Source organism: Solirubrobacter deserti, from assembly GCF_027587175.1.
GTDB lineage: Bacteria > Actinomycetota > Thermoleophilia > Solirubrobacterales > Solirubrobacteraceae > Solirubrobacter > Solirubrobacter deserti.
Map to the genome: position 1 here is coordinate 43884 of NZ_JAPCID010000020.1, position 13660 is coordinate 57543.

11 protein-coding genes are annotated in these 13660 nt (G+C 71.7%); 2 read left to right on the plus strand and 9 right to left on the minus strand.

The genetic code is table 11. The features are described 5' to 3' along the window. Nucleotides 1-10 precede the first annotated feature (10 nt). The gene (locus OJ962_RS15655; RefSeq protein ID WP_202955196.1) at nucleotides 11-973 is read left to right on the plus strand and encodes an SIS domain-containing protein; all 963 of its coding nucleotides are present in this window, start codon (nucleotides 11-13) and stop codon (nucleotides 971-973) included. Here OJ962_RS15655 and lipA read toward each other — a convergent pair. The 6 genes from lipA to OJ962_RS15685 all read right to left on the minus strand — a co-directional run bounded on the left by lipA (nucleotide 963) and on the right by OJ962_RS15685 (nucleotide 9389). Continuing rightward, on the minus strand, nucleotides 963-1952 hold the full coding sequence (lipA, locus tag OJ962_RS15660; protein WP_270006455.1) for a lipoyl synthase: 990 nt from the start codon (nucleotides 1950-1952) through the stop codon (nucleotides 963-965). The genes OJ962_RS15655 and lipA overlap by 11 nt on opposite strands. Beyond that, nucleotides 1949-2731, minus strand: a complete 783-nt coding sequence (locus OJ962_RS15665) for an LLM class F420-dependent oxidoreductase (protein ID WP_202954460.1) — start codon at nucleotides 2729-2731, stop codon at nucleotides 1949-1951. The genes lipA and OJ962_RS15665 overlap by 4 nt, the downstream gene beginning before the upstream one ends. Then, nucleotides 2731-5964, minus strand: coding sequence for a lipoyl(octanoyl) transferase LipB (gene lipB / locus OJ962_RS15670; protein ID WP_202954459.1), 3234 nt, complete (start codon nucleotides 5962-5964; stop codon nucleotides 2731-2733). The genes OJ962_RS15665 and lipB overlap by 1 nt, the downstream gene beginning before the upstream one ends. A 120-nt stretch (nucleotides 5965-6084) precedes the next feature. Next, complete coding sequence (locus tag OJ962_RS15675) at nucleotides 6085-7371, minus strand: dihydrolipoamide acetyltransferase family protein (RefSeq protein WP_270006456.1); 1287 nt, start codon at nucleotides 7369-7371, stop codon at nucleotides 6085-6087. 7 nt (nucleotides 7372-7378) lie between these two features. After that, nucleotides 7379-8341: an alpha-ketoacid dehydrogenase subunit beta gene (locus OJ962_RS15680; RefSeq protein ID WP_202954457.1), complete on the minus strand. Its 963-nt coding sequence runs from the start codon at nucleotides 8339-8341 to the stop codon at nucleotides 7379-7381. 4 nt (nucleotides 8342-8345) lie between these two features. Then, nucleotides 8346-9389 (minus strand): thiamine pyrophosphate-dependent dehydrogenase E1 component subunit alpha, encoded by a 1044-nt coding sequence (locus tag OJ962_RS15685; RefSeq protein WP_202954456.1) that lies wholly within the window; start codon nucleotides 9387-9389, stop codon nucleotides 8346-8348. Nucleotides 9390-9528: 139 nt separating this feature from the next. Between OJ962_RS15685 and OJ962_RS15690 the strand changes: the two genes are divergently transcribed. Beyond that, nucleotides 9529-10098: a hypothetical protein gene (locus tag OJ962_RS15690; RefSeq protein WP_202954455.1), complete on the plus strand. Its 570-nt coding sequence runs from the start codon at nucleotides 9529-9531 to the stop codon at nucleotides 10096-10098. A gap of 147 nt (nucleotides 10099-10245) precedes the next feature. Here OJ962_RS15690 and OJ962_RS15695 read toward each other — a convergent pair whose 3' ends face one another. Genes OJ962_RS15695 through OJ962_RS15705 form a run of 3 tightly spaced genes read right to left on the minus strand, consistent with a single transcriptional unit; the run spans nucleotide 10246 to nucleotide 13656 of the window. Next, the gene (locus OJ962_RS15695) at nucleotides 10246-11610 is read right to left on the minus strand and encodes a dihydrolipoamide acetyltransferase family protein (protein WP_202954454.1); all 1365 of its coding nucleotides are present in this window, start codon (nucleotides 11608-11610) and stop codon (nucleotides 10246-10248) included. An 11-nt stretch (nucleotides 11611-11621) separates the two neighbouring features. After that, nucleotides 11622-13250 (minus strand): sensor histidine kinase, encoded by a 1629-nt coding sequence (locus tag OJ962_RS15700; protein WP_202954453.1) that lies wholly within the window; start codon nucleotides 13248-13250, stop codon nucleotides 11622-11624. A gap of 13 nt (nucleotides 13251-13263) precedes the next feature. Then, the gene (locus tag OJ962_RS15705; RefSeq protein ID WP_202954452.1) at nucleotides 13264-13656 is read right to left on the minus strand and encodes a Fur family transcriptional regulator; all 393 of its coding nucleotides are present in this window, start codon (nucleotides 13654-13656) and stop codon (nucleotides 13264-13266) included. Between the last annotated feature and the right edge of the window lie 4 nt (nucleotides 13657-13660).

Genomic DNA, 13660 nt, shown 5'->3' on the forward strand with positions numbered 1-13660 from the left:
AGGGTCACACATGCGTCGTGAGATGACCGAGCAGCCCGAGGTGCTCGCCCGCCTGCTCTCGCGCCGGATCGACGTGGGACTGGAGCGGCCGGCGGGCGTGATCATCGTCGCGCGCGGCTCCTCCGACCACGCGGCCGTCTACGGCCGCTACCTGCTGGAGCTCGCGACGCGCCGTCCGGTGGCGCTCGCCGCGCCCAGCCTGTTCACGCGCTACGGCGCGCGGACCGACGCGAGCGGCTGGCTCGTGGTGGGCGTGTCCCAGTCGGGCAAGACGCCCGAGATCGTCGACGTGGTCGAACGCCTGCGCGCGACGGGCGGGCACGCGGTCGCGATCACCAACGACGCCGACTCCCCGCTGGCCGCCGCCGCGGAGACCGTGATCGAGCTCGGCGCGGGGGAGGAGCGGGCCGTGCCCGCGACCAAGACCTACACGGCGCAGATGGCGGCGTTCGCGGTCCTGGCGGCGGCGTTCGGCGAGGTGCCGTGGGAGCAGGGCGCGCTGTCCGCCGTCCCCGGCGCGGTCTCAGCCGTGTTGGAGGATCCCGACCCGATGGCGACGCTCGCCGTCCGCTGGGCCGCGATCGACAAGCTCGTCGTCACCGCCCGCGGCTGGATGTTCTCGGCCGCCTTGGAGACCGCGTTGAAGGTGCGCGAGACCGCGCTCGTGTCCGCCCAGGGCTTCTCGGTCGCCGACCTGCTGCACGGGCCGATCGCGGCCGTGGATGCGGGCGCCGCCGTGCTCGCCCTGCGCGCTGACGGTCCGTCGGCGACCGATGTCGACGAGGCCGTCGAAGCACTGCAGCAGCGCGGCGCCGACCTGCACCTGATGCCGACGGTCACCGGCGTGCCCGAAGCGCTGGCGCCGATCGCGGCCGCCGTGCGCGGTCAGCAGCTCGCGCTGGAGCTCGCGCTGCGCAAGGGGCTGGACCCCGACGCCCCGCGCGGCCTGAACAAGGTGACAATCACGCGGTAGCGGCCGCGAGGGGCCCGACACCGGGCTGGTCCTGCGGGAAGTGCTCGTCCGCGTGGTAGCTGGAGCGGACGAGCGGGCCGGCGGCGACATGCTCGAAGCCGAGGTCGTAGGCGGCGGTCTCGAGCGCCTTGAACTCCTCGGGCTCCCAGTAGCGGACGACCGGCAGGTGGCGCTCGGTCGGGCGCAGGTACTGGCCGACGGTGAGGATCTGCACGCCCGCTTCGCGCATCTGGCCGAACGCGTCCACGAGCTCCTCGTGCGTCTCGCCGAGGCCGACCATCAGGCCGGACTTGGTCGCGACCTCGCCCTCGCCCATCTCCTGGGCGTTCGCGAGCACGCGCAGGGAGCGCTTCCAGGTGGAGCCGCGTCGCGCGACCGGGTACAGGCGCGGCGCGACCTCGAGGTTGTGGTTGAAGACGTCGGGGCGCTCGGCGATGACGCGCGCGAGCGGCATCTCCTCGCCGCGGAAGTCCGGCGTGAGGCACTCGATCTTCGTCAGCGGCGCCTGCATGCGCACGGAGCGGATGACGCCGCACCAGACGGACGCGCCGTAGTCCGGCAGGTCGTCGCGGTCCACCGAGGTGATCACGGCGTGGCGCAGGCCCATGCGGGCGACCGAGCGGGCCACGCGCAGCGGCTCCAGCGGGTCGTTCCACGTCGGCTTGCCGGTCTTGACGTTGCAGAAGCCGCAGCGGCGCGTGCAGGTGTCGCCAAGGATCATGAACGTGGCCGTGCCGCGGTCCCAGCAGTCGCCGATGTTCGGGCAGGCCGCTTCCTTGCAGACCGTGTGCAGGCCCTCGTCGGCGATCGTCTTCGACAGCTCGCGGTACTTCGCGCTGCCGGGGCGCGGGACCTTGAACCAGGCCGGCTTGCGCGAGCGGAAGGGCAGCACGTCCTCGCCGATCACCTTGCGGACGTCCATGCCGCCCGGGTTCGACCGCGAGCGGGTTTGGTGGATGCGGAGGACCGGTTCGCTCACTGGATCGATGGTATCGGGGGCTCGGGAACGGATTCGAGGACGATCAGCGCGCGATCGACGCCCGCCTCGCGCAGCTGCGCCAAGGTCTCGGGCTTCGCGCCGTAGTAGGTCACATGAACCTGGCGCCCCGCCCGCTCGCGCAGCGCCGCGACGCGCTCGCGCAGTTCGCCGAGGTCGGGCATGTTCGGCATCCAGCCGTCGGCGTAGCGCAGCACGCGGTCTTCCACGCGCGGGCCATTGCCGCCGACCAGCACCGGCGGGACCGGCTGGGGCTTCGGCCACTGCCAGATCGGGTCGAAGTCCACCTGCTTGCCGTGGTACTCCGCCTCCTCCGCGGTCCAGAGCGCGCGCATGGCCTCGATCCGCTCGCGCATCAGGCCGTGGCGCGTGGCCGGGTCGGTGCCGTGGTTGCGCAGCTCGGGCTTGTTCCAGCCCGCGCCGATCCCGAACACGAACCGCCCGCCGGAGAGGTTCTGCAGCGACGCGATGACCTTGGCCAGCACGATCGGGTCGTGCTCGGTGACCAGGCACACGGACGTGCCGATCACGAGCCGCTCCGTGGCAGCGGCCGCGAACGCCAGCGCGACGAACGGGTCGTGCGTGCGCCGGTAGTGCTCGGCCAGCGGCCCGCCGTCGCGCGCGACCATCCCGGCCGACACCGGGATGTGCGTGTGCTCGGTCAGCATCAGGGACTCGTAGCCCGCCGCCTCCAGGCGCTGGGCCAGCTGCGCCGGGTGCTGGACGTCCCCGGTGAGGAAGATGGCCGCGCCGACGTCCACTACGCGGGCACCGGCTGCTCGATGCCCAGCCGCGACGCGCTCACGATCCGCTGCCGGCGGCCGAAGGCCTCGGCGAAGCGCCACGCCGCGCGCTTGCGGAAGCAGGCGACCGACTCGCGCACGCCCTCGGCGGCGATCGACGTCATCTGCACGTCCGGCAGGCCGCACGCGACCACCCAGCCGAACGGGTCCAGGTCGTCGTCGACGTTGACCGCGAAGCCGTGCGAGGAGACGCCGTGCGAGATGTGCACGCCGACCGACGCGATCTTGCGGTCACCCACCCACACGCCGACGTGCTTGTGGCCGAGCTTGGTGCCGGCTTGGACCCCCGCGTCCGCCAGCGCGGCGACGAGTGCCTTCTCCATCGTGAGGATGTACTCGGGCACGCTGCTCACGCGCATGATCGGGTAGCCGACCAGTTGCCCGGGCCCGTGGTAAGTGAGCTGGCCGCCGCGCGGTGTTTGCACCACGTCGATCCCCCGCTCGCGGTAGAAGCTCTCCGGAAACGGCAGGTCGGACGTATCAGTCCGGCGCGTGACCGTATAGACCGGTGGGTGCTCCAGCAGGAGCATCAGCTCCGGCAGCTCCCCGGCGATCACCTGCGCGCGCAAACGCTCCTGCAGCGCCGTGGCCTCGCGGTATTCGACGCGGCCCAGGTGGCAGACGAGCAGCTCGGAGGGCATACGCTCCGAGCATAGAGACCACGCTACGGCGGCCAGCGAGTCCGCGGCGGTGAGCGGTTTCGAGAACAGGAAACCCTGGCCGTACTGGCACCCGAGGGCGCGCAGGGCGTGCCACTGCTCGTCCTCCTCGATCCCTTCGGCGACGACCTCGAGCGACAGCGCATGGCCGAGGCTGACCACGGCCGCGATCAGGTTCGGCTCGTCCCCGGCGAGGAACGCGCGGTCGAGCTTGAGGATGTCCACGGGCAGGCGGCTGAGGTACCCGAGCGAGGAGTGCCCGGTGCCGAAGTCGTCGAGCGCCAGCTTGATCCCCAGGGCCTTGAGGGCGGTCAGCTGGTCGACGGCGTGGTCGGCGTCGTCCATCACCATCGACTCCGTCAGCTCGAGCACGAAGCGCGAGGGGTCGAGCCCGGCGATCGCCGCCCGCACGTCCTCGACCAGCCCCGGGTCCTGCAGCTGCTTGGCCGACAGGTTCACGTTCATCCGGTAGTCGCCGTCGAGCGCGCGCAGGTGGGCGGCGGCCTCGTGCAGCGCCCAGCGTCCCATCGGGACGATCATCCCGGTCTCCTCGGCGATCGGGATGAAGTCGGCCGGCGAGACGAGCCCACGCTCGGGGTGCTGCCAGCGCATCAGCGCCTCGAAACCCGCCGTCGAGCCGTCCGAGAGCCGGACGACGGGCTGGTAGTGCAGCTCCAGCTCGTCGGCGTCGATCGCCCGCGCGAGGCCGGTGCGCAGCTCCAGCCGCGCGAGCACGCCGGCGTGCATCGCGGGCTCGAACAGGCGGTAGCTGCTCTTGCCCGCGCGCTTGGCGACGTACATCGCGGCGTCGGCGTCGCGGATCAGGTCCTCGGCGCTGCGGCCGTCGTCGCCGATCGCGACCGAGAGGCCGAGGCTCGCCCGCAGCGTGACGGACCGGTCGGCGAGGGTGACGGGCGCCGCGAGCACGTCGAGGATGCGCTGGGCCGTGTCGGCGGCCGCCTGGCTGCCGGCGCCCTCGAGCAGCACCGCGAACTCGTCGCCGCCGAACCGCGCCGCCGCGTCCGAGCCGCGCAGCCCGCCGTCGATCCGGCGGGCGACCTCGACCAGCACGTCGTCGCCGGCGGCGTGGCCGAGTGAGTCGTTGACGAGCTTGAAGTCGTCGAGGTCGAGGAACAGCACCGCGAGCGAGCCGTCCGAGCGCCGGGAGCGGGCGATCGCGTCCCGCACGCGCTCGACGAACAGCGCGCGGTTGGCCAGCCCGGTGACCGGGTCGTGGAAGGCCTGGTGGGTGAGCTGGGCCTCGATCGCCTCGCGCTCGGTGATGTCACGCGCGTTGACGAGGATGCCGCCGACGGCCTCCTCGTCGATCAGGTTGGTGAGCTGGACCTCGAACACGCGCCGCTGGCCGTCCACGTCCACGAGCGTGCACGCGAACGCGCCGACCTCTTCGCCGGCTGTGGCGGCGGCGATCGCGCCCCGCACGCGGACACGATCCTCCGACACGAGGAACGACGCCGCGGGCTGCTCACCGAGGATGCGCGTCACCGACGGGCTGGCGTAGCTGATCCCGCCGCCCGGCTGGAGCACCAGCAGCAAGTCGGTCGCGTGGCGGACCAGCGCGGCGAAGCGCTCCTCGCCGCGGCGGCGGTGCAGCTCTTCCCCGAGCGCCCGCTGGCGCGCGGAGAGCAGGAACATGCGCGCGATCACGAGCCCGAACAGCGCCACCGACGCCACGTGGACGACGATGAAGTCCCCGTCGCCTTCGAGAAGCTCGTCGACGGCGCCGAGCACCGGGGCCACGAGCGAGGCGAGCGTGAGCAGCGCCAGCCGCGGCCGGGTGAGCAGCAGGTCGGTGCGCCGCGGGGAGGGCGCGCCGAGGCGGGCCATCGAGGGGTGCAGCACGGCGGCGCCCCACAGCGCGGTCGCGAGCACCCAGCCGGCCTCCAGCCACGGCGGCGTGCGGTCGGCCCCGGAGAGCGTCATGGACCCGGCGGTGAAATCGGTCACGAGCAGCAGCGCGAGGCTTCCCAGCAATAGCCGGAAGGCGGGCGAGCGGCGGCCGCCGTCGAGCGCGAGCTGCGCGGCCGCCGCGAGCAGGATCAGGTCCCCGACGGGGAACGCGATCGCCGCCAGCTGCTCGACCGGGTCGAGGTCGCTGCGCTGCAGGTACGGGGAGATGAGCGCCGTCCAGGTCGGGAGCGCGAGCCCGATCGTGACGATCAAGCCGTCGATCATCGTGCCCGCGGTCGTGCGGCAGCGGCGGCTGCGCACGAGCAGCACGAGCCCGGCCATCACCACCGGGTACATCGCCATGTAGGCGACGTGCGCGGTGGCGCTGAGCCCGGCGGTGAGCAGCACGTCCCCGAGCGATAGGCAGGCCACGCCCGCGGCCAGCACGATCCAGGCCCGCCGGGCGGTGGGCTTGAAGCGCACGATGGCGTAGACGGTCGCGACGAGGGCGGACAGCCCCGTCAGGCCGAGCACCGTCTCGCTGCCCTGCAGCGGGCCCGGGATGAGGTACAGGACCCCGATCAGCGTGCCGAGGGCGAGGAAGATGGCCCAACGGCTCATGAGCCGGGAATCGGCGCTCGTGAGCCGATCTTGAGGTGCGCCTCCCCCGCTGGATCTGTCCCGCCCCGGAGGCCTTCCAGCCGTCCGGGGCGGGTGTCCGTCAGACCCCGTCTCTCTAGGTCAGGTGATCGGCCAGGACTCCAGTTTCTTTCGCAGCGCGCTGAGGAACTGCGCGGCGTACGCGCCGTCGAGCGCGCGGTGGTCCCAGGACATGCACAGGTACGTCATCGAGCGGATCGCGATCGAGTCGTTGCCGAGCTCGTCCGTGACCACGACCGGGCGCTTGACGACGGCCTCGGTGTCGAGGATGCCGACCTGCGGGAGGTTGATCACGGGCGTGGCCATGATCGACCCGAACGGCCCGGGGTTGGTGATCGTGAACGTGCCGCCGCTCACCTCGTCCGGCGTGAGCTGGTTCGTCCGCGCGCGGGCCGCGAGGTCCTTGATGCGCTTGCTCAGACCCTCGACGCTGAGGTCCTGCGCGTCGCGGATCACCGGGACGATCAGGCCGCCCTCGCCCAGGCTCACCGCGATGCCGAGGTGCACGGCTTCGCTGTGGACCGTGTGCTGGTCGCCTTCGAGCGTCGCGTTCAGGTGCGGGAACTCGAGCAGGGTCTCGATCGTGGCGCGCGCCTGGAACGGCAGGTAGCTCATCTTGGCCGCCTTGCGGGCGACCTCGATGCGGCTCATGTCGGCCTCGGCGATGGTCGTGCACGTCGCGGCGGTCTGCAGCGACTGGACCATGCGGGAGCCGATGGCCTGGCGCATGCGGCTCAGCGACCCACCGCTCGGGCTCGGAGCGGCGACCGTGTCGCTCTTTGGTACTTCCTCGACGCGCTGCAGCCGGGGCTTCGGCTTGCGCTTGATCGCGGGCTCGTCGGGCCGGTACGGCGACTCGATGTGCATCGGCGGCTCCTCAGCGCCGCCCTCCATGAACGCCAGCACGTCCTTCTTCGACACCCGGCCGCCACGGCCGGTGCCCTGAACCTGCGAGAGATCGATGTTGTGCTCGGCCGCCATGCGCATGACCACGGGGGAGTAGCGCTTGGCCTGCGAGGTGTCGCGCTCGGCGTCGCCGAGCAACTCGCCGGCCGCCCCGGGGGCTTCGACCGCCGCCGCGGCCTCGCCCGTGCCGAGGTCGCCGTTCTCGGACGCGTGCGCCTCACCCGGCCGCGCATCGGTCGCGATCCGCGCCATCACGACCCCGACGTCCACGGTGTCGCCGACGTTGACGATGATCTCCGCCACGCGGCCCGTGGCGGGTGACTCGACGTCGGTGTCGATCTTGTCGGTCGAGATCGAGGCGATGATCTCGTCGGCCTCGATCCAGTCGCCGACCTGCTTCTTCCACTCGACGACCGTGCCCTCCGCGACGGACACGCCCATCTGGGGCATGGTCACGTCCACGTGAGTGCTAGTACTCGAGGAGCTCACGGCACGCCTCCCTGACGTCGTCGACCTGGGGCAGGACGGCCTGCTCGAGCGTGGGCGAGAACGGGATCGGCACGTCCGGCGTCGCCACGCGGACGATCGGGCCGTCCAGGTCCTCGAACGCGCGCTCGGCGATCATCGCCGACACCTGCGCGCCCGCGGCGCACATCTGGTTGGCCTCGTCGACGATCACGACCTTGCTCGTCTTGCGCACGCTGTTGAGGATCGCCTCCTCGTCGAGCGGGACCAGCGAGCGCAGGTCGAGCACCTCGACCGAGCCGTCGAGGTCGGCGGTCGCCTCCAGCGCGGTGTGGACCATCGCGCCGTAGGTGATCACGGTGAGGTCGGTCCCCTCGCGCGCGATCCGCGCCGTGAACGGCGTCTCGTACGTGCCGCCGGGCACCTCGCCCTTCACGCGCCGGTACAGGTGCTTGTGCTCCATGAACAGCACCGGGTTGGGGTCGCGGACGGCGCTGATCAGCAGGCCCTTGGCGTCCTCGGCGGTGCTCGGGGCCACGATCTTCAACCCCGGCGCGTGCATGAACCACGCCTCGGGGTTCTGGGAGTGGAACGGGCCGCCGGAGAAGCCGCCACCGGAAGGGAGCCGGACGGTGATGTTCACCGACAGCCCCATCCGGTAGTGGGTCTTGCCCGCGACGTTGACCAGCTGGTCGAAGCCGCAGCTGACGAAGTCGGAGAACTGCATCTCGGCGATCGGGCGCATGCCCTCCACCGCCGAGCCGATCGCGCAGCCGATGATCGCCGACTCGGCCAGCGGCGTGTCCATCACACGGCTCGCCCCGAACTCGTCGATGAAGCCGTCGGTCACCTTGAAGGCGCCGCCGAAGGTTCCGATGTCCTCGCCCATCAAGAAGACGCGCTCGTCGGAGCGCATCTCCTCGCGCATGGCGTCGGAAATCGCCTGCAGGTAGGTCATGGTCGGCATGGCGCTAGCTCCGGAAACCCGACCAGGGGGCGTTGCCGTCCTCGAGCAGCGCCGGCTCGTCCGCGAACAGGCCGTCCAGCACCGTGTCCGGATCGGGCTGGGGCGACTGCAGCGCACGCTCGACGGCGGCCTCGATCTCGGCCTTGACCTCGTCGCGCACGGCCTGCGTGTCCACGCCCAACGCCTCGAGGCGGCGCACCTGGCGGTCGATCGGGTCCTTCGCGCGCCATTCCTCGACCTTCTCGGTCGGGACGTACTTCATGTCGTCGTGGGCGGCGTGGCCGTGCATGCGCATGGTCACGGCCTCGACGAGCGTCGGGCCCTCGCCGGCCAGCGCGCGCTCGCGCGCCTGGCGGACGACCTCGAACATCGCCTCGGGGTCGTTGCCGTCCGCTGAGACGCCCGGGAAGCCGTAGGCGGCGGCGCGCTCGATCGGGTTCACGGCGAACTGCTGGTCCAGCGGCGTCGAGTAGGCGTACTGGTTGTTCTCGAGGATGAAGATGACCGGCAGCTTCTGCACGCCGGCCCAGTTCATGGCCTCGTGGAAGTCGCCGCGCGAGGTCGAGCCGTCGCCGAACCAGGTGATCGCGCAGCGCCGTTCACCGCGCAGCTTGAACGCCATCGCCATCCCGGTCGCGATCAGCATCATGTCCGGGAGCATCGAGACCATGCCGACGCAGCCCTTCGTGCGGTCGCCGAAGTGCACGTTGCCGTCGCGCCCGCGCGTGATGCCGTCGGCCCGGCCCATGTACTGGGCGAAGATGCGCCACGGCTCGACGCCGCGGATGATGTGCGCCGCGAGGTCGCGATGCAGGATGCACAGGCGGTCCTGCGCCGCCATCGCCCACGTCGCTCCCGCGGACACGGCCTCCTGGCCGAAGCCGTCGTAGAAGCTCCCCGGCACCTTGCCCTGCCGGTAGAGCGTCATCGCGCGTTCTTCGATCCCCCGCATCATCAGCATCGCTTTGAGCAACCCGACGCGGTCTTCCGTCGTCAGGTGCTCCGATACGTCCGGAGGTACTTCGGTTCGGGCGGTCTCAGTCGCCATCTGGGCGTGCTCTCCTTCGCGGTTTCTGTGCGCCGCCCCAGGATCGCCGGGGCCTGCGCCGGTCCGGGCGGACGGGATCTCCGTCGCTGTCCGGTCAGGGGTGAGCCTACGGCATGGCGGGTTATCGTTGACGCCCACGATGGTCGAGTCCGTTCGCTGGCGGCGCCTGCGGTGGCGCCTGCGCGGGGCCTGGCAGTGGCCGGCCTTCGCCGTGCTGACGGTGGGCGACGCGCTGCTCGTCGCCTGGCTCCCGTTCCAGGGCGAGGGCGGCGACCCGTGGGGTGCCGCGCTGCTCGCGGGCTTCTTCAATCTACTCGCGATCGCCGTCGTGGCACCGTTTCTCGGTATGGCGCTGCGGCGCCGCCGGCCCGACCTGCCCTTCATGATCGCGCGCGACTACGCGGGTACGGCGCTGCTCGTGACGATCTTCGCCGCGCTGCTGGTGGGCGGTCTGCTGCACCGCTCCGAGCGCGCGGCCCAGCAGAACGCGCGCGTGGTCTCAGAGCTCGCGGCGCGCGAGTGGCTGCGCGACGAGGAGCCGCGCTTCGCGCCGATCACGTTCGTGGACACGCTCGAGCTCGAGCCCAACCGCTACCGCGCGTGCGCCTACATCGCGGCCGACCGCGACCCGATCTGCCTGTTCGTGAACACCGACCAGCACCCGCCCGGCCTGATCCGCGACACCGAGCGCCTGCCGAACCGACGCTGAACCACCGTTATGTCGCTGGACGAACGTCGGATTTTGCGGAAAGCGTCCGGGGGGAATCCTTCGACTGCGCTCAACCCGGTCGCCGCCTCCCTGGCGCGACGAGCGGGTGCCCCCGCCGTCTGACCGCGGCGGGGGCGGGAGCGCCTCCTAGAGGACGAGCCGGAGCGGCTGCTCGAGGTACTCGCGGATGCGGCCCAGGAACTCGGCGGCCTCCGCGCCGTACAGGATCCGGTGGTCGCAGCTGAGCGTGAGCTCCATGATCGTGCGGACCACGACCTCGCCGTCGCGGACCACGGGGCGCGGCGTGAGCTCGCCGACGGCCAAAATCGCGGCCTGCGGCGGATTGATCACGGCCACGAAGCGCTTGATGCCGTACATGCCGAGGTTGGAGATCGTGAACGTGCCCGCCGAGAGCTCGGGCGGCGTGATCTTGCCCTCGCGTACGCGCTCGGCCAGCTTGCGTGCCTCCTCGGCGATCTGACCGAGGCTCTTGGCGTCGGCGTCGAACACCGTGGGGACGACGAGCGCGTTCTGGCCCGCGACCGCGACGCCGACGTTCACGCGCGAGTAGAGCTCGAACTGCCCGTCGCGGTAGGCGCCGTTCGCGCGCGGGAAGTCCTTGAGCGCGAGCGCCGAGGCCTTGATGACGAAGTCGTTGAAGGACGGGGCGGGCGCGTCCCCGGCGGCGGCCTTCAGCTGCGCGCGCAGGTCGACGGCGTCGGTCATGTCGACCTCGAGCGTCATCACGAAGTCCGGCGCGGTGGCCTTGGACTCCGCCATGCGCCGCGCGACGGTGCGCTGCAGGCGGGACAGCTCGACCTGCTCGGTCTCGCCGCGGCCCTGGTCGGCCGCGCGCCCCTTCTTCGGCGCCTCCTCCTCCTTGGGCGCCTTCTCCTCGGGCGCGGACTGCTCGACGTCGGCCTTCACGATCCGCCCGCCGGGTCCGCTGCCCTCGACGGTGGAGAGGTCGATGCCCTGCTCGGACGCGATCCGCCGCGCGATCGGCGACGCCTTGATGCGCTCGCCCTCCTCCGGCTCGGGCTCCTTGTCGTCGCGCTTGTCGCCGGCCTCGCCGGTGTCCGCCTCGCCCTCATCCTCGGACGCCTCGTCGGCCGCGCCGGAGTCGCCCTGGTCCTCGGCCTCCTCGCCCGCGGACTCGTCCTCGTCGTCCTCGTCCTCGTCGGACGCCTCCGGCTCCTCGTCGCCCGCCTCCTCGGCCTCGGGCGCCTCGGGCTCCTCGTCGTTGGACTCGGATGCCTCGGACTCGTCGGACGCGCCGCCGCCCTCGCCGATCCGGCAGATCGTCTCGCCGACCGGCAGCGTGTCGCCCTCCTGCGCCACGATCTCGAGCGTCCCGGCCTCGTCGGCCTCGTAGGTCATGTTGGCCTTGTCGGTCTCGATCTCGACCAGCTCGTCGCCCTTGGAGACCTCATCCCCGTCGGACTTCAGCCACTTGAGGATCGTGCCTTCCTCCATCGAGTCCGACAGGCGGGGCATGGCGACGTCTGACATGGGAGGCAGTATTACCCGGACGGCAGCGTGAAGCGGAAAACGGTGCCGCCGCCCTCACGCTCGTCGACCCAGATCCGCCCGCCGTGGCGCTCGACGATCTTGCGGCACACGGCCAGGCCGATGCCCGTGCCCTCGTAGGCCTCGCGGTCGTGCGCGCGCTGGAACATCTCGAACACCTGCTCGCGCTTCTCGCGCGGGATGCCGATGCCGCCGTCCGCGACCGCGATCTGGGCCATCCCGCCCGCCTCGCCTTCCGCGCGCACCCACACCTGCGCGCGCCCGTCGCGGCGGAACTTGAGCGCGTTGGCGACGAGGTTCTGCAGCAGCTGCTCGAGCTGCGCGCGGTTGCCCATCACCGTCGGCAGGTCGCCGATCTCGATCTGCGCGCTCGCCTCGACCATCGCCGCCGCCAGCGACTGCAGCACCACCGCCGTCACGTCCGCCAGCTCGACGGGCTCGAGCGGGTCCTCGCCGCGCCCGGCGCGCGAGTACTCGAGCAGGCCCTCGATCAGGCTCCGCATACGGGCGGCGCCGTTGACGGCGTACTCGATGAACTCGTCGGCGTCGTCGTCGAGGCGGCCGTGGTAGCGCCGGCGCAGCAGCCCGAGGTAGCTGGACACCATCCGCAGCGGCTCGGACAGGTCGTGCGAGGCGATGTAGGCGAACTGGGACAGCTCGGTGTTGGAGCGTTCGAGCGCCTCGGCCGCCTCGCGCTCCTCGGTCACGTCCGTGAACGAGACGACGATCGTGTACGGCGGCTCGCGGTCGCTCTCCACCGCGCGTGTGGACACCGCCAGCCAGCGCGTCTCCCCGCGCCGCCGTCGCAGGCCGGCCACGACCGACACCTGCGGTTCGCCCGTGTGGCCGGTGATGAACAGCGGGGTCTCCCGCAACGGCAGCGGCTGACCGGTCTCGTCCACGAACTGCCACTCGTCGTCGGTGCCGTAGGCCGAGAGGATCTCGCCGGGGTCCATGCCGAGGATCCGGGTCGCGCTCGGGTTGGCGGCGACCATCTGGCCGTCGCGGTCGATCATCACCACCCCTTCCTCCAGCGACTCCACCAGCGAGCGGAACGCCTCGCGATCGCGGGCCGAGGCGCGCCACGTCGCCAGGCAGACGAACGACAGCGCCGCGATGAACGCCGAGTGCACGAGCGCCCAGCGCCACGGCGAGTTCGCCTCGTCGTAGTCGACGATCTCGGCCGTGATCGTCTGCTGGATGCCCACGTAGAGCACGGCGGTCGCGAACGGCAGCCAGTCCTCGTACAGCGACAGCGCGGCCACCATCACGAAGAAGTGGAAGTACGCCTGGATCAGGCCGCCCGTGATGTGCACGATCAGCGCGCTGCAGGAGAGCAGGCCGACCGTGACGATCAGCGACTGCACGCGCCGGCTGCCCTTGCGCAGCTGGGCGAGCACGGCGAAGAACGACGGCGTGAACGTGTCCAGTGCGGCCTCCGCGACGCCCTGGTCGAACAGCAGCGAGATGATCGGGATCGCGACGACGTGCGCCCACAGCAGCCACCGCAGCCCGCGCTGGCGTGACTGCCACTCCGCCTCCGGCAACGAGTGGCCGTGCGGCAAGACGGCACCGAGGTGCCGGGCCGCGTCCCGGAGTCCGCGCTCGCCAGGCCCGCTCAAAGCGACGCACAGGTTAGATGCAGTCGACGCAACGCCCCACGATGGGGAAGCGGTTGAACCCCGCCTGGTAGCCCGTGACAGCGAGGACGGCCTCCCGGAGGCGGTGCAGCGCGTCGTCGGCGATCGGCGTCGAGCGGCCGCAGCGCTCGCACGTCACCCACCCGGCGGAGCGGCCGCTGAGCGTGTAGCGGCCCGGCCCGTGGCCCAGGTGGATGTGGCGCACGACGCCGATCGTCTCCAGCGCGTTGAGGTTGCGGTACGTCGAAGCGACGTCCTCGCCGCGCGCGAGCTCCTCGGCCGTGAGCGGCGCGTCGGCCGCGAGCAGCCGCCGGAGCACCGTCCGGCGCAGGGCGCTGACGCGCAGCCCATGCGCACGGACGGTGTTCACCAGCGCGGCCTCGGTCATCTCG

Coding starts and splice junctions, on each gene's coding strand:
- OJ962_RS15685 (WP_202954456.1), bottom strand. CDS start 9,389: ATGGCGACTGAGACCGCCCGAACCGAAGTACCTCCGGACGTATCGGAG.
- OJ962_RS15690 (WP_202954455.1), top strand. CDS start 9,529: ATGGTCGAGTCCGTTCGCTGGCGGCGCCTGCGGTGGCGCCTGCGCGGG.
- OJ962_RS15695 (WP_202954454.1), bottom strand. CDS start 11,610: ATGTCAGACGTCGCCATGCCCCGCCTGTCGGACTCGATGGAGGAAGGC.
- OJ962_RS15680 (WP_202954457.1), bottom strand. CDS start 8,341: ATGCCGACCATGACCTACCTGCAGGCGATTTCCGACGCCATGCGCGAG.
- lipB (WP_202954459.1), bottom strand. CDS start 5,964: ATGAGCCGTTGGGCCATCTTCCTCGCCCTCGGCACGCTGATCGGGGTC.
- OJ962_RS15655 (WP_202955196.1), top strand. CDS start 11: ATGCGTCGTGAGATGACCGAGCAGCCCGAGGTGCTCGCCCGCCTGCTC.
- OJ962_RS15705 (WP_202954452.1), bottom strand. CDS start 13,656: ATGACCGAGGCCGCGCTGGTGAACACCGTCCGTGCGCATGGGCTGCGC.